Origin of the sequence: Sporosarcina sp. BP05, from assembly GCF_014282005.1 — a bacterium.
Lineage (GTDB): Bacteria > Bacillota > Bacilli > Bacillales_A > Planococcaceae > Sporosarcina.
This window is the reverse complement of sequence record NZ_JACFTD010000004.1, coordinates 124,499-147,519: the sequence shown is the minus strand read 5'-3', so window position 1 is coordinate 147,519 and position 23,021 is coordinate 124,499. Positions and strand designations below refer to the sequence as shown.

Below are 23,021 nucleotides of genomic sequence, written 5' to 3'. Positions count from 1 at the left end.
ACAAGATGATTACACAAGTACAGCTTAAGGCACCTGATAGTTAATCAAAAAGGCGACTTTACATTCAATATTCGAATGTACAGTCGTCTCTTTTTGAAAGTCATTAAAAAACATAGATTGTTTCAGTGACCTGAAACAATCTAATCGTTTTTTTTCTCGTTAATAATTTCATTCACAGTGGATTCTACTTCGGCACGTGACATTTTTTCATTGCCATTTTTTAAGGTTGTGAGTGTCCTCTTTGCCAAGGCAAGTGGGATTTTACAGAACAACTGAATATTTTTAGTATCAATCGATTTTAAATATTCATCCGCTTTATTTAAATTCATTGTTGCGTACGCAAACATATCATTTCGGTCCCATCCATCAGGAATAAAACGTACACCGCGATCAGCATCTTCATCCTGATTTCGTAGCATATTAACCGCTTGCAGACCTCGGCCATAGCCAATTGCCAATTCGCGATCCGTTACTGTCCCGTCATACAATTCCCATATATCAGATAGCATAATACCTACTAAGCCCGCTACATAATAAGTATACTCATCTAGATCTTCCTTTGTTTTTACTACCCAATCCTTTTCTACCCAACGGGCCATTCCATCTGCCATAATGCTTGTTGACTCTTTAACCTTGTCAATAATATTTTCTGGACAAACGGAAAGCCAATCACCGAGTCTTAACGTCACTTCAGGTAAAATATTTTCATATGGCTTTAGAAGTTGTTGATAGGCAATGTCATCAAACTTCGTTTGTAAAAGCTTACTAGTCGAACGTAACAGATGCTGCTTAGTTTCAGATAGTAAGTCTTCGTGATCTTCAATTTCATCAATCGCGCGCATACATAAATAGGCAGAGCCCACCGTCTTTCTTAACATTGGATTAAGCAGTTTAATTGGAATGTAAAACGTTCTACTTGTCAGCTTTAGTACATGCATGGCTTCTTTTTGCAATGTGGTTTCAATACTCAATGAGATTTTCCCCCTTCAGCATATGGTAGTATTTTTTGACTTGTCTTATCGCCTTGTACGACATCGGTTGTGTGTTGATGTTTCAGTCTTCTAGAAGGGTAAATAGTTATAGACGGAAAAAAACATTGTTATAAAGAAAAAAGAAGTATTGAACGTAGAACTTCTGAAATCTACACCTTTTACTCACAAAAGCTGAAAATAAAGATTATACTCTTATTTAATCATATTCGGGTGAAAAACGGAAGTCACTGGAACGACTAATTCGAGAAAGACAGGGAAAAATAGGCATTTTATCTAGATGTCAATCATGTAATTATTTGAATTGCTTAAAATCGGCAATAGAAAAGTGGGAAGTGGAATAGTTCATTACAAGCTGTATGCGTAGCTGGAAACATATATGGATATGTTTAAACGTTCCTGCGAAACTAGCTATTGATTACTGAAGAGTCAGTGATGTTAAAAAAAAGGTGGAAAGGGATATTTTGATAAATAGTGGATAAAGAAATCTCTTATTAGCAACTGGTGGAATTTAGTGGGCAGTTTGGATATCGTTAACCAAGATGGGGATACTTTGTCCGTTTTAAAGAGAATTGGTACTGTATTAAGCTCTGCTGCTTTATCTATTGGAATGTTACGTCTGCTGCCAGTGCTTCAACCACGGTGATTCGGCAGCCTGGAAAAGTGCGAATTCAAGTCGCTTAAACAGAAACGGTTTTCGCAAAAGTTTATTTAATTAAGAAAATTAATAAGTTGTTTCCTAATCGATTTGATTTCTTAACGCATAGTGATTTTCAAATGGGTGGTAGTCACTTTTATCCTGATGACGATAAGTTACGTTATGATCTAATGTTCACTAAGACAATTAATGGTATGCGGTTATACGGTAATGTTGTATTTGTTGGAAAGGATCTAAAAATTGAGCAATTTTACTATCAACCACCCATTGAATCAGAAGCGCTATTTACAGCAAAGACCTCAAAGGTAGTGTCTAGAAAGATAGCAGTCGAATTTGTTAAGAAGTTTGTTGATGGTGAGGAATATCAGTTAGAGACAGATCGCTTCAACTACTATCCGAGGCAAATATCAACAGAACCAATTCGTTAATCATTCTCCTTTTCGCGTACTAAAAATCAAGTACCCATTTCTGATCAAAGAATAGAAGTATCCGTTCTAGGAAATGGCGAAGTTGTTAATTTCTATTGGCGTTCTGAAAAGTTGGGCTCGACAACTTTTGATGACTTAAAACAACTAAAAAATTAAAATGAAATTTTGACCTTTTTATTTTAGGTTCGAATACTATAATATGAGATTAAAATTATTTAATCCTAAAAGACTATGAGAACTGTTACTGTTCTCTTTTTTTGTTGTCCTGAGAATTGTGAAAATCATATTTTAATTTGTATGTAATGTGGTCAATTTTGTTGGTGTTTGATTAGAAGTGGTTATTTTTATTCAGTTATAATTTATTATTAGAACTGTGCTTTATCAAAAGTAGTATAGTTTAACTGAAATATGTGTTATATTAATATGTTTGTAATTCTAATTTGAGTAGGAGTGGTCAAATGAATACTTTTTTTGCCTTATTAGTATTCGCTAGCGGTATAGCGGTTATTGTATTTTTAGTAATATCCCTATTAAAAAAACTAGGAAAGAAAAAAGGTTCTAAAAAGAGTTTACGTAATGCGGGCATTTCCTTCGCAATTGCAATTGTTTCCTTTATTGTATTTGGAGTAACTTCTGATTCTTCTATGGAAAAGGAACAAGAAAAGCAAGAAATAGTAGAAGCGAAGGCTAAAACAGAAACAGAAGCGAAGGCTAAAGCAGAAACAGAAGCGAAGGCTAAAGCAGAAACAAAAGCGAAGGCTAAAGCAGAAACAGAAGCGAAGGCTAAAGCAGAAACAGACGCGAAGGCTAAAACGGAAACAGAAGCGAAGGCTAAAGCAGAAATAGAAGCGAAAGCTAAAGCGGAAACAGAAGCGAAGGCTAAAGCAGAAACAGAAGCGAAGGCTAAAGCGGAAACAGAAGCGAAGGCTAAAGCAGAAACAGAAGCGAAGGCTAAAGCGGAAACAGAAGCGAAGGCTAAAGCAGAAACAGAAGCGAAGGTAAAAGCGGAAACAGAAGCAAAGGCTAAAGCAGAAACAGAAGCGAAGGCTAAAGCGGAAACAGAAGCAAAGGCTAAAGCAGAAACAGAAGCGAAGGCTAAAGCGGAAGCTCGAAAACCGCAAGCTACATCTACATATGAATCATTCCAAAACTGTACAGAAATGCGCAAGGTATATCCAAGTGGTGTTGCTAGTTCACACCCTGCATATGAAAATAAACATGATAGAGATAAAGATGGATGGGCTTGTGAGTAAGTAGTTTGTAATGGTAAAAGATTTGAGAGCTAATAAGTAGCTCTCTTTTTTATGGGCTTATATATCAGAAGCGTTCAAAGGAAAATATCTTATCTTTACAGGTGCTTCGCAGTTTCCAAGAGTATTAATGCAATAAATCGCAATAGCGTGTGGAGAAGAAGTATGGGCTATTAAAATTAACAAAGCAATAGAGTTATATGTGCAGATGAATGAGAATAGTTGGTTTATTGATGTTGTCTTTCAGAATTTAACAATTGAAGAATCTGAGCATAAGCCGATGGAGCTAGCTAGCAGTTCTGAGCTAGCACAGTATTCACCTAAGCAATCCTCATACAAGTTACTTAGTGAGTTTGAAGGTAAGAAAGTGAATATAGCTTACCTAAAGTTACGAGTGCAAAGCATTGTCGGTGGGTTACTTTAAAACATGGGAGCAATAATTGTCGCTAGCCCAAGTGCAATGAAAGTAGACTACATGATTTACATAGACAATGGTGAGTACAAGTTATTAGAGCAGTCTGTTGAGTTGTAGGAACACGCTATGAGTTTTCCTTTGAGTAAGGGTGATTCATTTTGTGGTAGTAGCTGTGACCACATCAAGAGCTTGTAGTGAACAGATAGTAGGGGACGGGGTTTCCGATATTTGGGCAGGGTATCTTTCTAATTAAGTCTTATTCCCAGTTGATATTACCCATGTATTTTTGGAATATGTAACCACAACCGATCTCCATAATACTTGGGTAGCCAAGACCAAAATGCTATAGTTAGGTAACAAAAACCAACAGACTTTTCATTATCAAGGCCGAAAAGCACACCTCTGGCATGGTTATCCTAAATAACCATGCCAGAGGTGTGCTTTTTTATTATGATAGCTAGATCATATTTGATATACTGAACACTAATGCAAGGAGGCTTTTTAATGAAACAGTATTTAGAATTATGTAAACATGTTCTTGAAACGGGTGAAAAGAAAGAAGATCGCACAGGGACAGGGACAATCAGTGTCTTTGGTTATCAAATGCGCTTCAATTTAAATGAGGGATTTCCACTCATGACAACGAAAAAAACGGCTTTCCGTCTTATTTCATCTGAATTGTTATGGTTCTTAAAAGGCGATACGAATGTCAAAACGCTTATTGAAAATCGAAATCCAATCTGGGATGAATGGGCTTTTGAACAATGGGTGACGAGCATCGAATACAGTGGTCCAGATATGACGGACTTCGGACGTCGCGCTTCAAAAGACACCGAGTTTGCGGCTGTCTATAAAATTGAAATGGATGCATTCAAAAAGCGTGTAGTGGAAGATGAAGAATTTGCCGCAAAATACGCCGACCTTGGACCGGTATATGGTAAACAGTGGAGATCATGGTCAAATGGGGAACAAACGATTGATCAAATTGCCAATTTAATTGAAGGCATTAAAAATAATCCGGATTCCCGTAGGCATATTGTTACTGCATGGAATCCTTCTGAAGTGGAAGATATGGCATTGCCGCCATGTCATGCATTATTCCAATTTTATGTAGCAGACGGGAAGCTATCATGCCAGCTTTACCAGCGAAGTGCGGACATCTTCCTTGGCGTACCATTTAATATTGCATCTTATGCACTTCTAGTTCATTTGATTGCGCATGAATGCGATCTTGGTGTAGGCGAATTCGTCCATACGCTTGGGGATGCGCATATTTACTCGAATCATGTTAATCAAGTAAATGAGCAGTTGACTCGGGAACCGCGAACGTTACCGACATTAAAATTGAATATCGAAGGCAAAACGATTTTCGAATTAGAAACGCAAGATATAGAACTTGAAAATTATGAACCACATCCAAAAATTAAAGGACCAATAGCTGTCTAAAGAAAGGTGGATTTCAATGATTTCACTACTTGTAGCTCATGATCCGAACCGGGTCATAGGTTTGAATAACGATTTGCCCTGGCATATTCCAGCTGACCTTGCTTACTTCAAAAAGATGTCGATGGGAAAAGCAATGGTAATGGGGCGTAAAACGTTTGAGTCAATCGGTAGACCTTTACCTGGTCGGCTCAGCATCATCGTTACACGAAATGAAGCGTATACAGCTGAAGGCGCTGTTGTCGTACACAATCTAACTGATGCGATTGCAAGGGCAGGAGAGTATGCAGAAGAAGTGATGATTATCGGTGGTGCGGAAATATTCCGTGCAGCACAGGGAATAGCGGATCGCCTCTACATTACGTACATTCAAAAAGAGTACGAAGGGGATACCTTTTTTCCTTCATATGGTCCTGAATGGAAGCTCATAACGACTTCGCAAGATCACATTACAGAAGATGAAATTCCGTATTCATTTCTTGTTTATGAAAAGGAATAAAAAAGTCCCTATTTACAAGTGAAGGAACTTTTTACTTCGAATTATATATCATTTACTTATATTGATAACTGCTACTACTCGAGGGGAGTGCGCATTATGAAAAAAGTCCATATCGTCACGGATTCAACAGCTGATTTAAAAGTGGAGGATATTCTAAAGTATGGTCTACATGTTGTTCCACTTACGATTCAAATAGATGGTAAAACGTTTATCGACGGTGTAGATATACAACCTGAAGAATTTCTGGAAAAGATGAGAAGTTCTGCTCAACTGCCGAAAAGCTCGCAACCAGCGGCAGGTGTTTTCAAGGAGTTGTATGACAAACTGGGGGAAGATGGCAGTGAAATCATCTCCATACATATGACTGGCGGCATGAGCGGTACTGTGAAATCTGCCCAGGCGGCAGCTGAAATGACAGATTCCAAAGTAACTGTCATCGATTCAATGTTCATCTCACATGCTTTAATGTTTCAAGTAATGGAGGCTGCGGAGTTGGCTGAGCTAGGGAAGTCAGTTACTGAGATTGTTGAACGGCTGAACACAATCCGTAATAATACATCGCTTTTCGTTGTTGTCGATTCACTCGATAACCTTGTGAAAGGCGGCCGAATCGGAAAAGGGAAAGCAATGATTGGTTCCTTGTTGAATATAAAACCGATTGCGACTTTGCAGGGGGGCGTTTATACACCTGTCGCGAAAGCGCGCAGTCACAAACAAGTCGTAGCCCATCTATTCAAGGTTTTCAAAGAAGAGACGGCTGGAAAGATTATTCGTGGGGTCGGTATTTCACACGCTAATGGGTTGAAAATGGGAGAACCATTGAAGAAAATGATACAAGAATCGGGCATCAAAGACGTGAAGCTTACATTTACGGCTCCAATCATCAGTACACATACTGGAGAAGGAGCGATAGGCTTCATGTATTATGCGGATTAATGAATGATTCTTTATTGAAGAAAAGGGGAACTCTACGTATGAGAAGAGTATTTCTGATTGTGATCGCCTTCTCATTATTTTTGTCTGGCTGTCAACAAACGCAAATCGAAAAAACAGGTGCATTTACTGGTCGACAAGAAATCGCATTTACTGAGTGGACTATCCCAGGGTATTTCATTCCAAAAAATATCAATGTAATTGGATTAGGGGATTCACTTACACAGGGTGTCGGAGATGAACTGAAAAAAGAAGGTTATTTTGGCCGTGTAACTGACAAAATGGATGAATGGAAAGGGGTTAAGGATGTTGATGCTTCTAATTTGGCAAAGCGGGGTCGAAGAAGCGACCAACTCATCGACAAACTGGAAGAACCTGAAGTTCAATCGTCTTTGAAAACGGCAGATCTAATCTTTTTGACAATTGGCGGCAATGATATTATGAAAGTCGTTAAGTCCAATCTATTCAATTTGAAGACGGAACAATTTTATAGTGAACTAGGTAAGTTTGAAAATAGGCTCGATGAATTATTCAGTATCATCCGAGATTTGAATGGCGATGCAATCATTATTGTAGCAGGTCTTTATAATCCGTTTTCAATTGTGACGGATGAAACGAATGAATTTGAAGATATTATTGCTGACTGGAATGAAGCGATTGAAGTTCGTGCCATGATGGACGGAAAGTCATGCTTTGTCCCCGTTTTGGACCTGTTCGATTCAAATACGAACATGGTGTACCACACCGATTTCTTTCATCCGAATGCAAAGGGGTATGACGCGATGGCGGAACGTTACCTTGAAAAGCTGGAAGAATGCGGCTTGCAAAAATTATCGGACGGGGAATTGGAAATGTAGGAGCTGATCGCGTGAATCGATGGAAAATAGGTTTTTTTTTACTTGCAGGTCTTGTTGCAGCAGCACTTTCAGCCATAATTTTTTTCATCAGTAGTACCCCTGACTCGATCCCACTTCCTAATATGGAAGTAGTGGACGCATCGAATAATGTCTTAACAGTGAGTGCGACAAAAGAAAACCTCGAATCGATTGCCAATACGTATGTTCGGAAAATGACGAAAGGCGGGCCACTCCCGTTAACGATTAAAGTGGATGGCGATGTGGCATTATTTTCGGAACTGACAGTTTTCTCATTTACATACCCTGTCATTATGCATTTTGACCCGGTCGTACGAGAAGATGGTAATTTGATTTTGAAGCAATCATCAATGGAAATCGGGCTATTAAACATCCAGCCTTCAACCGTCTTGAAAATATTGAAGGACTCAGTGAAATTTCCTCCTTGGCTGATTGTTCGTCCCAAGGAAGAGGAGTTTTTCATCGACCTGTCGGAAATTTCTGTTTCGGGTAATTTAAAAGTGAGAGCGAAGACATTCAATTTGGCGGATGATGAGATTATCTTGGAAATTATTATACCGAAAGAATAGGGAGGTTTTACAATGGCGAAATCATTGGCCACATTTGCTGGAGGTTGTTTTTGGTGCATGGTGAAACCGTTCGACCGATATGACGGTGTCCATTCAGTCATTTCTGGCTATACTGGCGGGGATGTAGTAAACCCATCTTATGAACTGGTCTGTACGAATGAGACCGGCCACCGTGAAGCAATTCAAATTACGTTTGATGATGAAGTCATTTCGTATCGCGAACTGATCGACATCTTTTGGAGACAGATTGACCCAACCGATTCGGGCGGCCAATTTTTCGACCGGGGTGAATCCTATCAGACAGCCATTTTTTATCATACACCCGAGCAACTACAACTCGCTGAGCTAACAAAGGCTGAACTAGATGCTTCAGGGAAGTTCGACAAAGCCATCGCAACTGATATTCTACCTGCGAAACCATTTTACGTAGCTGAAGAAGGGCATCAAGATTATTACATGAAAAACCCAACACATTATAATCGATATGCAACTGGCTCAGGCCGTGAAAGGTTCAAATCTGATAACTGGGGTGAAGATTCATGACAGAAGAATTGAAAAAAAAATTAACCGAAATACAGTACCACGTCACACAGGAAAATGGGACTGAACCACCGTTTCGAAATGAATTCGATAGCCATTTTGAAGATGGGATTTATGTCGATATTATTTCAGGCAAGCCACTGTTTAGTTCAAAAGATAAATATGATGCGGGCTGTGGGTGGCCAAGCTTTACAAAACCGATTGAATCGGTGGAAGTTGTAGAGAAAACAGATAGGACCCATGGTATGAAACGTGTAGAAGTGCGCAGTAAAACTGCTGATTCGCATCTTGGTCATGTATTTCCAGATGGACCTGGTGAAGGTGGACTCCGTTATTGCATCAATTCCGCGGCACTTCGTTTTGTAGCTGTAGACCAACTTGAAACAGAAGGTTACAGAGAGTACTTGAAACTATTTTAAATGATGAAAACTGAGAAGGGAGATGAATGGATGGATCGATCTTTTTATCGATTCGCCCTATCCTTCCGCGGTGGGACGATAGATGATTTAAAATCAACGTTTGCGGAATATATGTTTAAGGATTCTAGTTTTCCAAAAGAAGAAAAAAATTTCGACCCTTTATCGCGTTATGTCGAAGAAAAGGCTGATTCAAAAATGGCATCTGTCGTTTTCGACGAGTTATTTCTGTTATATGAAGAGCGATTTTTGTAAGTAGCTTCTGCATCTTCATTGCATAATGGATAGGTTGAATGTATGATTGAAAAAGAAAATTTGAAAGCGGGGCTATTTATTATGAGTATACATATCAATGCAAAAAAAGGTGACATCGCGGATACGATTTTGCTTCCGGGAGATCCACTACGTGCAAAATACATTGCCGAAACATTTTTAGAAGATGTAATACAATACAACGAAGTACGGAATATGTTCGGCTATACAGGAACATATAAAGGGAAACGCATTTCTGTTCAAGGTACAGGTATGGGTGTTCCATCCATTTCTATATATGTAACAGAATTGATGCAAGAATACGACGTTCAGAAATTAATCCGTGTAGGTACTTGTGGTGCGATCCAGAAAGACGTTCATGTACGGGATGTTATTCTTGCACAAAGTGCTTCTACAGATTCTAAAATGAACGAAATCATATTCAGTGGTATCAGCTACGCACCAACTGCAGACTTCGATCTTCTTTTGAAATCGTATAATGCGGGACTTAAAAAAGGGCTTGATTTGAAAGTCGGAAATGTGTTTACAGAAGACGTTTTCTATAATGAATATGCACAACATGAAAAATGGGCTCAGTATGGTGTCCTAGCTGTTGAAATGGAAGCGGCGGCATTGTATACGCTTGCTGCGAAATTTGGCCGCCAAGCACTGGCAATTCTTACTGTGAGCGATCACCTTCTAACGGGTGAGGCGACATCATCAGAAGAGCGCCAAACAACGTTTAACGACATGATTGAAGTGGCACTCGAAGCAGCAATACAAGAATAATCGAGCAGTAGGACCGCCCGCTATACAGCGGTCCTTTTTTAGAATTGTACAGATGTCTAGCCGGTGTAGCTAGACACAGGGGAATCTTGCAATAAATAGTAGAGAGTGGGGAATGGGATGGAAGAGAATAATGGCCACGAAACAGAAATTGAGCCAAATCGTCAACCGCCAGCAAAACGATATATTAAATTAAAACCGTTCTCTTTTGTCATGCTTGTATTCGGACTTGTACTGGCCAGTGCTGCCATAACGTTTTTCGTATTAACAACGGGTGATGATAAAGTTGTCGAAGTTGTAAGCCCACAAAAGCAACCGCTAAAGGACCGAAAAGAATTTGAAAAGTTATATAATGCCTATGATGAAATGGAAGGGAATTACTTCGAAGATATCGATCAAACAGCAGTTATTGATGGTGCCATCAATGGGATGATTGATGCACTCGGAGACCCGTATTCCGATTATTTGAATCAGAAGGAAGCCCGACAACTAAACGAGAGTATTTCGTCTAGTTTCGAAGGAATTGGTGCTGAGATTCAAGAGAAAAATGGATACATCAACGTCGTTTCTCCTATAAAAAATTCACCCGCAGAACGAGCAGGGATATTACCGAACGATACAATCATTGCGGTCGATGGTGAAAGTATCCAGGGAATGTCATCATCAGAAGCGGTTCTTTTAATCAGAGGCGAAAAAGGGACAACTGTGACTTTAAGCATTAAACGAGGTGCAGCAGTCGAGCCGGTAGACGTAAAAATCAAACGTGACGTTATTCCGATTGAAACAGTTTATGCTGAGATGCTTGATGATGGAATTGCACATATTCACCTTACAAGCTTCTCTGAAGGAACGTACGATGAGTTGCTAGTTGCCCTTGATGAGATGGAAGCGAAAGGTATGAAAGGGTTAGTTGTCGACGTACGCCAAAATCCAGGCGGTAGACTTGACATAGCCATCAAAGTTTCTGATCTGTTTTTGGAAAATGGAAAGAATATTTTCCAATATAAAGAAAAAGAATTGCAACCAGAAATATATACAGCCTCTGGAAAAAGAAAAATTGGAGTTCCGGTTACAATGGTTATTGATGACGGTAGTGCCTCAGCATCAGAAATACTGGCAGCTGCGTTAAAAGAATCTGCCAATGTTCCACTTATCGGTGTGAAAACATTCGGTAAAGGAACCGTTCAATCACCTAAAAATCTTCCAGACGGCTCAAATTTAAAACTAACTACAGCTAAATGGCTTACGCCTAATGGCAATTGGGTTCATAAAGAAGGAATTAAACCGGATATCGAAGTGCCGTATCCATCTTATGCAATGCTTCCGTTTCTTGATCCAGCAATCGAAATGAAAGTGGGTATGCTTTCACCTTCCATTAAAGCTGCAGAAGAAATGCTTGAAGCTGTTGGTTATGAACCAGGTGAAATTGATGGCTTGTTTGATGAAAAAACAACTCTGGCTGTCAAAAAGCTGCAAAAGGATCTAGCGCTAGACACCAATGGTATTCTCTTAGGAGAAACAACATACGGTCTGATGGAAAAACTTCGGACGAAAATTCAAGAAGACGATCCACAGCTGTTGAAAGCAAAAGAAGTTTTACTTGAAAAAGTAGGGAAATAATTAAAAAGCGTCCAGTCCTAATCCGGCCGGACGCTTTTTTTGAATTTATCGAAAAAATGAAATGAGGCGTACATATGATTGATGTTTACTTATTTAGTGGTTTTCTAGGAAGCGGAAAAACGTCACTATTACTTCATACAATTGCACAATTGAAAGAACAAGGAAAAAAACCTGCTGTATTGATGAATGAATTTGGAGCATTGCCTTTCGATTCAGATGCTGTAGAAGGAGAAGGTGGAGTTCCGCTTAAAGAACTGCTAGACGGATGTATCTGTTGTACAGGTTCAGAGAAAACAGAGGCACAGCTTCAGGGGCTGCTTGAGGAGAACGATGATATCGATGTCATCTTAATTGAAACAACGGGTGCTGCACACCCCGTGGAAGCACTAGACGCTATCTACTCTCCTTTATTCGCAGACCGGCTTAACATAAAAGGAATTATAACAGTTGCCGATTCGAAGCGCTGGCTGGAACGTGATCTGTTATCTCCGCAAGTACGTGCTTTATTCATGGAACAAATTCGTCATGCTCATTTACTACTAGCAAATAAAGTTGATCTCCTAACTGAAGAAGAAGTAGCGAAAGTGACATTTGAACTAGCTAGTTTCAATGAATCTGCTCCAATTATACAAACGGTGGGCGCAAAAGTTGCGTTCTCCTTCATTGAGAAAACCCTTAGTTCGTCGAAAAAAGGGACTGATAAACAAATCATATCAGGAAAAGGCCTTCCTCTTTCTTCAAAACTTCTTACATTTAATGATAGTGTTACAAAAGAAGAATTTGAGAATTGGGTGAAATCACTTCCTGATACAGTGTATCGGATGAAAGGTTATGTGCCCATTAGCGGCTATAAAAATCCATTTATGTTTCAATATGCATATGGAATGGTCAACTGGTTGCCTGAATACGTCAAGATGGAAGCCTGCCTAGTTATCATTGGTGAAGGCATCGAATCGATAAATTATGAGGTCGTCAACCCCTTTTCAGATGAAAATTAAAGATAGTTGACCAGACTTATCCATTTCCATAGAATGTGAGGTCCTTTGCTAGGGTATTTATTTAAGAACTGGGTTTACTGGTAAAAAACCCCGATATTCTAAATCTCCCACGCGTTATGATAGATTGCGAAGGGAGGAGTAATGAGATGAAAAAATCGATTGCAGTACTCATGCTCGGTTCGGCGCTCTTACTGCCGAACAACAATAATGTAGAAGCTTCACAATTGGACAATAATGTACAGGTGCACAAGTACATTCAAAGCTACATAGGGGGGGACAAACAACCCGACATGTACAATGTCTTGCTTGGAAAAAATATTAATTTTGAGCAACTTTATAGTTTAGCTAAGTCTTATGCAAAAAATACAGGCGTTATTGACAAACAGGTAAATAAGCCAGTTATAGTCAAGCCAATCAAGAAACCGGTGAATAAGCCAGTTATAGTTAAGCCGGTAGAAAAACCAGCTCCGACTAAACCGGTACCAACACCAACACCAACACCAAAACCGGAAGCAACTCCACCGGCTAAGCCAGCACCAACACCGGAAGTAACTCCACCGGTTAAGCCAACACCAGAAAAACCAGCGGAAACAACATCAGATGCTTCTGTTTCTGCGATTGAAAAAGCTGTACTTGACCTTACAAATGTTGAAAGACAAAAAGCAGGTCTTAAACCATTACTAACAGATGCGAAGTTGATGAACTCTGCACGACAAAAGTCAACAGATATGGCATCAAAAGGATACTTTTCGCATACAAGCCCGACATACGGATCACCATTCGATCAAATGAAATCAAATGGTATAACGTATAAATCGGCAGCGGAAAATATTGCTATGGGCCAACGTTCGGCTGAAGAAGTTGTAAAAGGATGGATGAATTCACCAGGGCATAGACAAAATATCTTAACACCTGGATTCACTCACATCGGCATCGGCTATGACAAAAACGGCAACTACTGGACACAGCAGTTTATTCAAAAATAATAGCAGTCAAAAACTATTCTTCGAACCGACAATAAATCGGTTTGGAGGATAGTTTTTTTACTATACCTTTGTACGCAAAACATTGTTATAGATGCTAGAACTAAGTTATTACATAACAAACCTCACCAAGTGAATGTTTAAATTTTTTCCGGCATGCTCAAACTCTTCATAGGAGGTGAGCATAATGGATGACATGGTTTCGACTGATAGTTTAATTTTATACATAAAAAAAATATTTCATAATTCCTCCGATCTGTTCGTCGAAGAAACGAAATGGCAGGACCGTACAGCTGTCATCTGTTACTACACGGTAATGACCGAAGGAGCACAGGTGAACCTGCAGCTCGAACTAATTAGGAAAAGGGCATCGGACGGACTGATTGATTGGGGAGAAACCGCTATCTCGTCCGTACACGCTTTTTCCGTTTCAACTCTTACTGAAAGTGTTAGTTCAGGCTTCGTAGCTGTTATATTTCCCGAAACAAATTTGTTATTGCAAATCAAAATGCCGAAATTTGCAATGCGAAGTCCTAACGAACCTGACAATGAACATGTTATCCGTGGCTCGCATGATGGGTTCGTCGAAGGATTTGATGCGAATATGTCCCTCATTCGAAAACGGCTTGCAATTCCTGATCTGGTCGTTCAGTCACTAAGGATTGGAAATGATACCAAAACGCATATTAATTATGTATATATAGAATCGATAGCGGATGAAGACGTTGTCGCTGATGTCAAAAAACGACTAGAAAGCATTAAATCGAACAAAGTAATAAGTATAGGTCAAGTAGAGGATTATTTGGAAGACTCCGTATGGTCGCCGTTTCCGCAGTTTCTCAATACGGAACGACCCGATCGTGTTGTTGCGAATTTACTAGAAGGGAAAATAGCACTTTTCACTGATAGTTCTCCAACGGCGCTTATCGCCCCGGTAAACTTTTTTTCGTTTTATGAGTCTCCGGATGATTATAATGGGCGTGTTCTTGTTGGTTCATTTTATAGGCTTCTCCGGATGTTAAGTTTTATGACTGCTATTTTTTTACCAGCATTCTATATAGCGGTCATCGGTTTTCATTCCGATATCATTCCGCTTGAATTAGGTAAACAAGTGAAACTAGCGGTGAACGATATTCCGTATCGACCTATATTTGAAGCGCTACTTCTGGAATTGTTTATCGAGCTCATACGGGAGTCGGCCATCCGCCTACCCACCCCGATTGGCCAAACGGTAGGAATTGTAGGTGGTCTCGTTATTGGTAATGCAATCGTTAGTGCCGGTCTGGTATCGAATTTCATGGTGATTGTCGTAGCGATGACTGCAATTTCGAGCTTTGTCGTTCCATCTTGGGAAATGAATATGACAATCCGAATTATTCGCTTTCCATTTATGATTGCTGCTTCATTGTTCGGCTTTTTTGGAATAGCAATTGGGACACTTGTCCTTTTCATCCACCTTATGAATGTGTCGTCATTGAAACAGCCCTATTTTTCGCCGATCGTTCCTTTTGATCCATCTAGATTTAAAGATGTGTTCTTCAGGTCTCCGTACGTCCGTCTAAAAAAACAGCAAAAAACGTTTACGCATGGTGAAGATAAAGAAGGTGGGAACCGTTGACGTTTAAATTGTCAAGAATCCAGTTTTTTTTAATCATGTTTATTGCACAAACTGGTACTGTTTCTCTTTCCTTTCAAACCCCATTCATCAACGTGGTAGGGCGTGACGCTTGGCTCATTTTCATTGGAGTAGGAATTTTCCATTACGTTTTGTTGCTGTTATATGAAAAAAATTATAAATACTTTGTGCTAGGACCGTTTGGATCTTGGCTCTATAAAGGGTACTGGCTCCTTATCATCGTCTCCTTCATTTCTTATATAGATTATACGCTTGCGGTATGGGCATTTCCTGATACTCCCCAGATTGTCGTCATTTCAATCATGGTAGGCGTATCGCTGTATGCAAATTTGAGCCGTCCTGAAACTGTCATTAATTTAAGTGTCATCCTCATCCCGCTAATACCTATATTTTACCTTTTACTGCTACTTGCATGGCCTGAATTCGTATGGACAAATTTGTTCCCTATCGGTGAGGTAGATAGTTCAAGATTGTTGAAAGGGATTCTAACTTCACAATTTACATTTATTGGGATAGAACTGTTTTTGTTTTTCAGGAAGCATGTAGACATCAAACAAAAAATTAAAGGGTTACCACTTCTCATCTACCAAATGTTTTGGTTAGTCTTTTTTTTAAGTTCGGTTTTGTTCACCCTTCTTTATTTCTCATTAGAGGAAATTAAAATGATCCCTGAGCCAGCCATGTATATTTTGAAATCACAAACCGTTACGTTTGTAGAACGGATTGATTTATTCTTTATTTATCTTTGGATGATGTGGAGTATTATCACGATTTCCCTTTTTGCCTTTACAACGATGTATGTCCATCAGCTTCATGCAAATGGGCACAAAAAAAGGAATACAATTATTTTTCATATCCTGCTCGTCCTATTACCACTTTTCTTACACTCAAAAGAGCATGTAGCAATAATTCAAAAATCACTTGTCTATTTCCATTTATTTTTCGCAATTGTTGTTCCAACTGTGGTTATACTCATGAACCGGAGGAAGAAGAAATGAAAAGAAATGCATGTATTCTACTAATCTGTTCATTTCTATTAAGTGGTTGTTGGGACGAAAGGCAATACAAGGATATAACAATTGTTTCCTTAATCGGAGTAGAAGGGAAACCAGGAGATGTTAAGGCACAATTTGCATATCCAACATTTGAAGATGGTTCTATAAGTTATTCAACATCCAAGGGAAGTGGTAAAACGCTTCGGGAAGCACGAAACGATGCGAATCATAGAACGATGGAGGGGCTTAACATCGCATCCCTTCAAGTTCTTTTTATAGCGGAAGACACTGCAAAATCTGATATATATGAGTACATTGATATGTTGTATAGAGATCCCCGCAATCGACTTGGTGCACATATGGCCATTGTCCAAGGTGACCTGGCTTCTTATTTCAAACCGTCAGCTCATGTAGGGGATGATGTTGCAACTTATTATTCAAACCTTTTAGAAACGGCAATCCGGTATACATTTATACCGGATATCGACATTCAACAAGTGAGTACAGTTCTTTTTGCAGAAGATATATCCCTGTCACTGCCCTATATTGAAATCGAGAAAGAAAGCGGTATACCGGAAATTGCCGGTACTGCGTTATTTAATAAGAAGGAATTTACTGGGGAAACACTTGATAAAAAAGAGTCGATACTACTAAATTTACTAAGAAAGAAAAAGGGGAGCTTTGCACGCTTTTCTTATATATGGAAAAGTGGTGGGGAAGAGAGTCCACTTACAGTCCAAGTGGTTGATAATCATAAACAGTGGAAAATATCTAATGATAAGATAGAGGCGTTTTATAAATTGAAGCTTAGCGTCGAAGAATTCCCGCACGTCGGATTGGATAAAAAGAAAGTAATTAAAGAAGTGGAGGATTTTCTTTCGAAGGAAATGACGAAGGAATTTAACGGAGTTGTAAAGAAATTGCAAGAAGCAAAAAGCGATGCGGTAGGGTTCGGGCGACCGGTACGGGCATTCCATCCCGCACTATGGGGAAAAGGGGATTGGACCGAGACATTTGCCAAACTGCCAATTAGCGTTAAGGTGAAGGTCGAGGTTTTACGAACCGATATTTTGAATTAGACTAGTAAAAACCCGCAAATGCATATTGCTGCATTTGCGGGTTTTCGCGTTTATATAAATTTCTTTTTCTGAATATAGATCAACCGTCCGGTAAGTGTAATCGCGCCCACTGTCAATCCCGCAATGAGACCAACCCAGTATCCGTATGGACCAAGTTCAGTAAACGTCGCCATCATATAACCAATTGGCAAACCAAGGACCCAATAGGAGACAATAGCCATGATGAATGTCATATTAACGTCCTTATAGCCTCGTAATGCACCTTGGACTGGAGCCTGTATTGCGTCCGATAATTGGAACAACGCAGCATAGATGAAGAACTGTGTCGCCAATCCGATAATCTGTCCGTCTGTTGTATAAAGGGAAGCAATTGTCGCCCTGAAAACGAGAAGAATCGCAATTGATACAGAGCTAAAAGCAATGGCAAGTCCAACACTGAGATAACTGTACTGTTTAGCATCGCGCATCTGTCCTGCGCCGACAGCTTGGCCGACAAGTATTGTCGCACCCATCGAAATGCTCAGCGGTAACATATATAACAGAGAAGTGAAGTTTAGTGCAATCTGGTGTGCGGAAATAACCGCAGTCGAATAGTTGCTCATCATAAGTGTGACGGCGGAAAAGATACTTGTCTCTACAAATATTGAAATCCCGATTGGCACCCCAATGAATAAAATCACTTTCCATTTTTTAAATGAAATCTTTTCCCATCCATTGAAAAGTGCGTAGTCCTTAAAAGGCTTACGCTTCCACGCGACGGAACTAGCAATGAAGAACACAAGCCAATACGTTATAGCGGATGCATATCCGGCCCCAGCACCGCCAAGTTCAGGAAAGCCCCAATTCCCGTAAATGAGCAAATAATTTATGAAGATGTTAATGGGAGCAGATAATAAAATGATGAACATCGAAACGCGTGTCGCTCCAAGCGCATCAAAAAATGAGCGTAGCACTGTATAAGCAAAGAGGGGGAGTAGGCCGAAGCTCATTCCTGTCAAATAGTCCGCTGCGACAATGCGTACTTCAGCCTCAAGCGACATTGCTTCTAGTATAGGTGGAACTGCGAATAGAATAATGACAAAGACGATTGCGGCCAGAGCTACCGATACGTAAAGGCCTTGTTGGACGGAAGGTCGGACTTCCGCGTGGAGACGTGCTCCGATGTATTGAGCAATGATTGGTGTAAGTCCTATTAAAATACCAGCAAGCCCTGTATAGACTGGGAGCCAGAAAGAAGATCCAATCGTAACGCCTGCAAGATGGTATGTATCATATCGCCCTGTCATAAGAATATCGAAGAACGTCATCATATACAGAGCAACTTGTGTAACAAGGATTGGCAAGACAATTGTTGCCAATCTGAACGGCTTTTTCTTCAGTGGAACTGCAGTTTCCAAATAAATCACCCTTTAATCTACAATTAAACACCATTGTACCATGCTTCGTTTGCTATAATGGCAATGAAGTTAAGTAAAGTTACACTATATATCTAAAATAGAAGAGGTGAATGGCTATGAAAAGGCCAGTTATATTATTGACAGGGGGCGGCACAGCAGGGCACGTATCTGTGAATGAAGCCCTTATCCCTGTATTCAGTGAAAAAGGATACGAAATTCATTACATTGGGTCGCATAACGGAATCGAAAATGAATTAATCCGTGATGGTCACCCCGAAGTAATTTATCATGCCATTCAAAGTGGAAAACTAAGACGCTATTTCTCCATGAAAAACTTTACTGATCCATTCCGTGTAGGTGCGGGTGTTCTTCAAGCGCTAGCGGTCATTAGGAAAGTTAAACCCGAAATTATTTTCTCCAAAGGCGGTTTCGTATCAGTACCTGTCGTATTGGCAGCGAAAATGGCGAAAGTACGTGTAGTCATCCATGAATCGGACGTGACACCAGGGCTTGCGAATAAAATGGCTTTACCTTTTTCCAATCATATCTTTACTGTGTTCGAACAGACACTTAATTATGTGCCCGCAGGTAAGGCGACTTGCTCCGGTGCGATAATCAGACCCGAGTTGTTTAAGGGTGTACGAAAAGAAGGCTTGCGCATTGCGGGCTTGTCAGGTGAGAAACCTGTGCAAATTATCATGGGTGGTAGTCAGGGGTCGTCCATACTCAACGATGCCGTTCGAAAAGATTTACCTGCAATTTTGCGTACCTTTGATATTATCCATCTTTGCGGGAAAGGGAATCTTGATCAAACGCTCGAAGGTACACCCGGCTATACTCAATTTGAATACGTAACGGAAGGCCTGCCACATTTGCTAGCGGCATCCGATTTTGCGGTTTCAAGAGCGGGGTCAAATGCAATCTTTGAACTACTGGCATTACGTAAACCGATGCTGCTTATACCACTTTCTGCCGCAAAGAGCAGAGGGGATCAGATCTTGAATGCCTCTCACTTTAAATCGCTCGGACTCGCACATGTATTGAAAGAGGAGGAAGTGGGACTACGCCCATTGTCCGAAGAATTCGCTTCATTTGTAGATGAGAAAGGCAGTTTGATTGGGAATATGAAAAAAGTAGCAACCCCCAAAATACCGGAAGAAATGGTTGAAATGATCCTGTCACACCGAAAATAACTGGAAAAGACAGTTTACATTTTTTCGGAGGGTTAACGAATGGTTGCAAGTAATGTGAATCCAGTGTATTCTAGTTGACGGTAATAAAGTTAAAGAGTTAACGCTAAACCCTTTCAGTTAAAGTGTTTGCGTGGTAAAATTAACGAGGATAAAAAATATAATCACAATATGCCTTTTGGCAAATGTGGAGGTCATTTTACATGTCGAACAATGCTGACACTCATCGTTCCCCTTATGCTGCTTTTTCGGGTCCGAACCTTGGGTATATAATGGAAATGTACGAACTGTTCAAAAGGTCACCTGAATCTGTAGATGCTGAACTTTCCGAAATGTTCAGCCGTTTTGGTGCGCCCGTAATGAGTAACACAGACCACGACAATGCGGTCGGGGCAGTAGCTCCTGGCGACTTCGGTAAAGTATTGTCCGCCTATCAGTTGCAGACTGCAATCCGTACATACGGACATCTTGCAGCAGATATCTATCCGCTAAGTGATCGTCCAAAAGATTCAACACGTCTTGAACTTTCCACTTATGGGCTTACGGAAAGTGATCTACAAGCAATGCCAGCATCTCTTTTCTTTAAAAATGTTCCTGCAAGCGTAGAAGATGGGCTTGAAGCAGTAAATTATTTGAAGTCATTGTATACAGGTAAAATCGCCTATGAGTTCGATCATGTCATTGACGAAGATGAAAGAAACTGGATTCAATCCAAAATCGAAAACGGAAATGTTACGTCTACATTATCTGTAGACGAGAAAAAAGCACTTCTCGAACGATTGACGAAAATTGAAGGGTTTGAGAAATTCATTCACCGGACTTTTGTCGGTGCGAAACGGTTCTCTATTGAAGGGCTGGATACACTAGTTATCTTCCTTGACGAACTTGTTCGTCTATCTGAAGAACAAAAAACGAAAAAAGTATTAATTGGGATGGCTCACCGTGGTCGCCTAAACGTACTGACGCATATTTTGAATAAGCCATATGAAACAATGTTTGCACAATTTGCAGGTGTTTCTGAAGATCCATTCCTTCCAACAGACGGTTCACTTGAAACAACACGCGGTTGGTTCGGCGATGTGAAATACCATATGGGTGCCTTATACAAAGGCAAATCGGGCATGCAACGTTTCCTTGCTTATAACCCATCCCACTTGGAAGTCGTCAATCCTGTTGTTACAGGTCAAACAAGAGCTGCACAGGAAAACACGGATAACCCGGGAATTCCTGTACTAGAAACAGATGCTGCTTACGCAGTGCTTATCCATGGAGATGCTGCATTCCCTGGACAAGGAATTGTGCCAGAATCATTCAACTATAGCCGTGTTCGCGGATTCAAAACAGGTGGTTCCATTCATGTCATTGCGAATAATATGATTGGATTCACAACTGAATATTACGATTCTAGATCAACACATTATTCATCGGATCCTGCAAAAGGCTATGAAGTTCCAGTATTGCACGTCAATGCAGATAGCCCTGAATCAGTGATTGCAGCTGCATCATTCGCATTCGAATACCGTCAAAAGTTCAGCAAAGATATTCTGATTGATCTTCTTGGCTACCGTCGTTATGGACACAACGAAATGGATGAACCACTCGTGACGAATCCAGTTATGTACCATTCAATTCATGAGCATCCAACAGTTCGTGCACTATACGGATCTGAACTTGCATCTGCCAACATTTTGACAGAAGAGGATGTAACGAAACTGGACGCTTCAGTTTTTGCAACGATGCAGGCAGCATACGACAAAGTAAAAGAACATACGTCAGAAAAAGCATTGATTTCAAATGCTACACCTGAAGAAGTACTTGTAGGGTATCCAAGAGACCTTGAAACTGGTACGGATGAAGCGAATCTTCGCCGCATCAATGAAGAGTTACTGACGTATCCTGAAAACTTCAATGTATTTGGGAAGCTTGAAAAAATCCTGAAACGTCGCCAAGACCCATTCAACGGAAAAGGGAAAATCGATTGGGCACATGCTGAAACGCTAGCATTTGGTGCAATCCTTCAAGATGGTAATCCAATCCGTATGACAGGTCAGGACGTCCAACGTGGAACGTTTGCACACCGTCACGTAGTCCTTCACGATGAAAAGACGGGTGACGAACTTGTTCCACTTCACCATATTAGCGGTTCAAAAGCATCATTCGTCGCGTATAACAGTCCTTTGACAGAAGCGGCAATTGTTGGTTATGAATTCGGCTATAACTTAGAAGACCAAAAAGTGTTGTCAATTTGGGAAGCGCAATATGGAGACTTTTCGAATATGGCTCAAGTAATGTTCGATCAGTTCGTTTCTTCAAGCTACTCTAAATGGGGTCAGCAATCGGGACTGGTATTGCTATTACCGCATGCCTATGAAGGGCAAGGACCCGAACACTCAAGCGCAAGACTTGAACGTTATCTGCAACTTTGTGCGGAAAATAACTGGACGGTCGCAAACCTTTCTAGTGCGGCAAACTATTTCCATATTCTTCGCAGACAAGCAAAAATGCTCGGTGATAAATCGATGCGTCCGCTTGTTATTGTGTCACCTAAATCACTTCTTCGTCACCCGCTTGTCGGTGCTGATGTCAACGACTTGACAGAAGGCCATTTCCAAACGGTGCTTGAGCAACCAGGAACAGGCAAAAAAACGGATAAAGTAGAGAAAATCTTATTCGCAAGCGGTAAAGTGGCGATTGATCTTGCAGAACGCGTGAAAGATGGCAAAGACTTCGATCATTTGCATATCGTTCGTGTCGAACAGCTCTATCCGTTCCCAGCTGACAAAGTGAGCGATATCATATCACGCTATCCGAATGCCAAAGAACTTGTTTGGGTACAAGAAGAACCGAAAAACATGGGGTCATGGCATTTTGCAAATTCTTATATCCGCGAAGTTGCGCATGGTAAGAAAGTATCCTATGTTGGACGAATTCATCGTGCAAGCCCATCAGAAGGCGACGGGGAATCTCACAAGATTGAACAGAATCGCATTCTTGATGAAGCATTGAAGAAGTAAGGTTAAGTGAAGTTATACTATTAAGTGAATGTTTAGACCGTTGTAACGGTAGACTT

21 protein-coding genes are annotated in these 23,021 nt (G+C 40.3%); 19 read left to right on the top strand and 2 right to left on the bottom strand.

The annotated features are described in order from the left end of the window. Window positions 1-140: 140 nt before the first annotated feature. Window positions 141-971 (bottom strand): squalene/phytoene synthase family protein, encoded by an 831-nt coding sequence (locus H2672_RS06690; protein WP_255485525.1) that lies wholly within the window; start codon window positions 969-971, stop codon window positions 141-143. Window positions 972-1,766: 795 nt separating this feature from the next. Between H2672_RS06690 and H2672_RS06685 the strand changes: the two genes are divergently transcribed. The 17 genes from H2672_RS06685 to H2672_RS06605 all read left to right on the top strand — a co-directional run bounded on the left by H2672_RS06685 (window position 1,767) and on the right by H2672_RS06605 (window position 17,364). After that, on the top strand, window positions 1,767-2,075 hold the full coding sequence (locus H2672_RS06685) for a hypothetical protein (RefSeq protein ID WP_186670523.1): 309 nt from the start codon (window positions 1,767-1,769) through the stop codon (window positions 2,073-2,075). A gap of 458 nt (window positions 2,076-2,533) precedes the next feature. After that, the gene (locus H2672_RS06680; RefSeq protein ID WP_186670520.1) at window positions 2,534-3,328 is read left to right on the top strand and encodes an excalibur calcium-binding domain-containing protein; all 795 of its coding nucleotides are present in this window, start codon (window positions 2,534-2,536) and stop codon (window positions 3,326-3,328) included. Window positions 3,329-4,244: 916 nt separating this feature from the next. Then, complete coding sequence (locus H2672_RS06675) at window positions 4,245-5,186, top strand: thymidylate synthase (RefSeq protein WP_186670518.1); 942 nt, start codon at window positions 4,245-4,247, stop codon at window positions 5,184-5,186. Between the two features lie 16 nt (window positions 5,187-5,202). Further along, entirely contained in the window at window positions 5,203-5,682 is a 480-nt protein-coding gene (locus H2672_RS06670; protein WP_186670517.1) for a dihydrofolate reductase, read from the top strand. 96 nt (window positions 5,683-5,778) lie between these two features. Continuing rightward, window positions 5,779-6,618, top strand: a complete 840-nt coding sequence (locus H2672_RS06665; protein ID WP_186670516.1) for a DegV family protein — start codon at window positions 5,779-5,781, stop codon at window positions 6,616-6,618. Window positions 6,619-6,656: 38 nt separating this feature from the next. Beyond that, complete coding sequence (locus tag H2672_RS06660; protein WP_255485524.1) at window positions 6,657-7,472, top strand: GDSL-type esterase/lipase family protein; 816 nt, start codon at window positions 6,657-6,659, stop codon at window positions 7,470-7,472. Window positions 7,473-7,483: 11 nt separating this feature from the next. After that, window positions 7,484-8,059 (top strand): YpmS family protein, encoded by a 576-nt coding sequence (locus tag H2672_RS06655; protein ID WP_186670514.1) that lies wholly within the window; start codon window positions 7,484-7,486, stop codon window positions 8,057-8,059. Between the two features lie 12 nt (window positions 8,060-8,071). Then, a complete protein-coding gene (msrA, locus tag H2672_RS06650; protein WP_186670513.1) occupies window positions 8,072-8,602 on the top strand; it encodes a peptide-methionine (S)-S-oxide reductase MsrA in 531 nt (176 codons plus the stop codon). After that, window positions 8,599-9,018 carry a peptide-methionine (R)-S-oxide reductase MsrB gene (gene msrB, locus H2672_RS06645; protein ID WP_186670512.1) on the top strand — a complete coding sequence of 140 codons (420 nt, stop codon included), beginning with the start codon at window positions 8,599-8,601 and terminating at the stop codon, window positions 9,016-9,018. The genes msrA and msrB overlap by 4 nt, the downstream gene beginning before the upstream one ends. Window positions 9,019-9,048: 30 nt before the next feature. Further along, the gene (locus H2672_RS06640; RefSeq protein ID WP_186670511.1) at window positions 9,049-9,270 is read left to right on the top strand and encodes a YozE family protein; all 222 of its coding nucleotides are present in this window, start codon (window positions 9,049-9,051) and stop codon (window positions 9,268-9,270) included. 81 nt (window positions 9,271-9,351) lie between these two features. Further along, window positions 9,352-10,056 (top strand): purine-nucleoside phosphorylase, encoded by a 705-nt coding sequence (gene deoD, locus H2672_RS06635; protein ID WP_186670647.1) that lies wholly within the window; start codon window positions 9,352-9,354, stop codon window positions 10,054-10,056. A 117-nt stretch (window positions 10,057-10,173) separates the two neighbouring features. Then, window positions 10,174-11,673 (top strand): lmo1851 family serine protease, encoded by a 1,500-nt coding sequence (locus H2672_RS06630; RefSeq protein ID WP_186670510.1) that lies wholly within the window; start codon window positions 10,174-10,176, stop codon window positions 11,671-11,673. A gap of 74 nt (window positions 11,674-11,747) precedes the next feature. Continuing rightward, complete coding sequence (locus H2672_RS06625) at window positions 11,748-12,671, top strand: CobW family GTP-binding protein (RefSeq protein WP_186670509.1); 924 nt, start codon at window positions 11,748-11,750, stop codon at window positions 12,669-12,671. Between the two features lie 146 nt (window positions 12,672-12,817). Further along, entirely contained in the window at window positions 12,818-13,657 is an 840-nt protein-coding gene (locus tag H2672_RS06620) for a CAP domain-containing protein (RefSeq protein ID WP_255485522.1), read from the top strand. Window positions 13,658-13,841: 184 nt separating this feature from the next. Beyond that, complete coding sequence (locus tag H2672_RS06615; protein ID WP_255485521.1) at window positions 13,842-15,272, top strand: spore germination protein; 1,431 nt, start codon at window positions 13,842-13,844, stop codon at window positions 15,270-15,272. Next, window positions 15,269-16,288, top strand: coding sequence for a GerAB/ArcD/ProY family transporter (locus H2672_RS06610; RefSeq protein ID WP_186670508.1), 1,020 nt, complete (start codon window positions 15,269-15,271; stop codon window positions 16,286-16,288). Before H2672_RS06615 ends, H2672_RS06610 begins: the two co-directional genes overlap by 4 nt. Further along, a complete protein-coding gene (locus H2672_RS06605; RefSeq protein WP_186670507.1) occupies window positions 16,285-17,364 on the top strand; it encodes a Ger(x)C family spore germination protein in 1,080 nt (359 codons plus the stop codon). The genes H2672_RS06610 and H2672_RS06605 overlap by 4 nt, the downstream gene beginning before the upstream one ends. A 50-nt stretch (window positions 17,365-17,414) precedes the next feature. Here H2672_RS06605 and H2672_RS06600 read toward each other — a convergent pair whose 3' ends face one another. Then, window positions 17,415-18,761, bottom strand: a complete 1,347-nt coding sequence (locus tag H2672_RS06600; RefSeq protein WP_186670506.1) for an MATE family efflux transporter — start codon at window positions 18,759-18,761, stop codon at window positions 17,415-17,417. Between the two features lie 116 nt (window positions 18,762-18,877). Between H2672_RS06600 and H2672_RS06595 the strand changes: the two genes are divergently transcribed. Together H2672_RS06595 and H2672_RS06590 are read left to right on the top strand one after the other, a co-directional pair. After that, window positions 18,878-19,954: an undecaprenyldiphospho-muramoylpentapeptide beta-N-acetylglucosaminyltransferase gene (locus H2672_RS06595; protein ID WP_186670505.1), complete on the top strand. Its 1,077-nt coding sequence runs from the start codon at window positions 18,878-18,880 to the stop codon at window positions 19,952-19,954. Window positions 19,955-20,154: 200 nt separating this feature from the next. Continuing rightward, a complete protein-coding gene (locus H2672_RS06590; protein ID WP_186670504.1) occupies window positions 20,155-22,965 on the top strand; it encodes a 2-oxoglutarate dehydrogenase E1 component in 2,811 nt (936 codons plus the stop codon). Window positions 22,966-23,021: the final 56 nt, after the last annotated feature.

What these genes read in the sequence shown, in the direction of transcription:
- H2672_RS06685 (WP_186670523.1), top strand. Translation starts at nt 1,767, where the DNA reads ATGGGTGGTAGTCACTTTTATCCTGATGACGATAAGTTACGTTATGAT.
- H2672_RS06680 (WP_186670520.1), top strand. Translation starts at nt 2,534, where the DNA reads ATGAATACTTTTTTTGCCTTATTAGTATTCGCTAGCGGTATAGCGGTT.
- H2672_RS06675 (WP_186670518.1), top strand. Translation starts at nt 4,245, where the DNA reads ATGAAACAGTATTTAGAATTATGTAAACATGTTCTTGAAACGGGTGAA.
- H2672_RS06670 (WP_186670517.1), top strand. Translation starts at nt 5,203, where the DNA reads ATGATTTCACTACTTGTAGCTCATGATCCGAACCGGGTCATAGGTTTG.
- H2672_RS06665 (WP_186670516.1), top strand. Translation starts at nt 5,779, where the DNA reads ATGAAAAAAGTCCATATCGTCACGGATTCAACAGCTGATTTAAAAGTG.
- H2672_RS06660 (WP_255485524.1), top strand. Translation starts at nt 6,657, where the DNA reads ATGAGAAGAGTATTTCTGATTGTGATCGCCTTCTCATTATTTTTGTCT.
- msrA (WP_186670513.1), top strand. Translation starts at nt 8,072, where the DNA reads ATGGCGAAATCATTGGCCACATTTGCTGGAGGTTGTTTTTGGTGCATG.
- msrB (WP_186670512.1), top strand. Translation starts at nt 8,599, where the DNA reads ATGACAGAAGAATTGAAAAAAAAATTAACCGAAATACAGTACCACGTC.
- H2672_RS06640 (WP_186670511.1), top strand. Translation starts at nt 9,049, where the DNA reads ATGGATCGATCTTTTTATCGATTCGCCCTATCCTTCCGCGGTGGGACG.
- deoD (WP_186670647.1), top strand. Translation starts at nt 9,352, where the DNA reads ATGAGTATACATATCAATGCAAAAAAAGGTGACATCGCGGATACGATT.
- H2672_RS06630 (WP_186670510.1), top strand. Translation starts at nt 10,174, where the DNA reads ATGGAAGAGAATAATGGCCACGAAACAGAAATTGAGCCAAATCGTCAA.
- H2672_RS06625 (WP_186670509.1), top strand. Translation starts at nt 11,748, where the DNA reads ATGATTGATGTTTACTTATTTAGTGGTTTTCTAGGAAGCGGAAAAACG.
- H2672_RS06620 (WP_255485522.1), top strand. Translation starts at nt 12,818, where the DNA reads ATGAAAAAATCGATTGCAGTACTCATGCTCGGTTCGGCGCTCTTACTG.
- H2672_RS06615 (WP_255485521.1), top strand. Translation starts at nt 13,842, where the DNA reads ATGGATGACATGGTTTCGACTGATAGTTTAATTTTATACATAAAAAAA.
- H2672_RS06605 (WP_186670507.1), top strand. Translation starts at nt 16,285, where the DNA reads ATGAAAAGAAATGCATGTATTCTACTAATCTGTTCATTTCTATTAAGT.
- H2672_RS06595 (WP_186670505.1), top strand. Translation starts at nt 18,878, where the DNA reads ATGAAAAGGCCAGTTATATTATTGACAGGGGGCGGCACAGCAGGGCAC.
- H2672_RS06590 (WP_186670504.1), top strand. Translation starts at nt 20,155, where the DNA reads ATGTCGAACAATGCTGACACTCATCGTTCCCCTTATGCTGCTTTTTCG.